At 75.6% G+C, this 640-nt stretch carries 1 protein-coding gene; it reads left to right on the forward strand.

Annotation, left to right across the window (positions count from 1 at the left end; translation table 11 throughout):
- Positions 1–640 (forward strand): carbohydrate-binding protein (locus FOE74_RS04895; protein WP_149097488.1); only part of this gene is annotated, 640 nt, incomplete at both ends.

Here is a 640-nt window from a genome sequence, read left to right on the forward strand (position 1 = left end):
CGGCCGGGACCTACAGCGTGGGCTTCCGGGTGGCCTCTCCGGCCTCGGGCGGGCGCATCGAGGTGCGCTCTTCCTCCGGGGCGGTGCTGGCCACGGTGGAGGTGCCCTCCACGGGCGCCTGGCAGACCTACCGGACGGTGAGCGTGCCGGTGGCCCTGGCGGCCGGCACCCAGACCCTGCAGCTGGTCTCGCGGGCGGGGGGCTGGAACCTGAACTGGCTGGAGATCGGCGGGGCCTCGGCCCCGGCGGCCGGGCCGGTGGCCCCGGCGGGCAAGGCCCTGCCGGGCCTGGTGCAGGCCGAGGCCTACGACGCCATGAGCGGGGTGCAGCGCGAGACGACCGCTGACGCGGGCGGCGGGCAGAACATCGGCTACGTGGACGACGGGGACTGGGTGGACTACCGGGTGAGCGTGGCCTCCGCCGGCACCTACTCCCTGGCCCTGCGGGCGGCCTCGCCCAACGGCACGGGCTCCATCGAGGTGCGCTCCTCCTCCGGGGCCACCCTGGCCACGGTGCCGGTACCGGCCACTGGCGGCTGGCAGACCTACGCCACCCTGCGCGCCACGGTAACCTTGCCGGCCGGCGAGCAGACCCTGCGCCTCTTCGCCCCCAGGGGCGGCTGGAACCTCAACTGGTTCGA

This window comes from Rufibacter glacialis, from assembly GCF_008271745.1.
Taxonomy (GTDB): domain Bacteria; phylum Bacteroidota; class Bacteroidia; order Cytophagales; family Hymenobacteraceae; genus Nibribacter; species Nibribacter glacialis.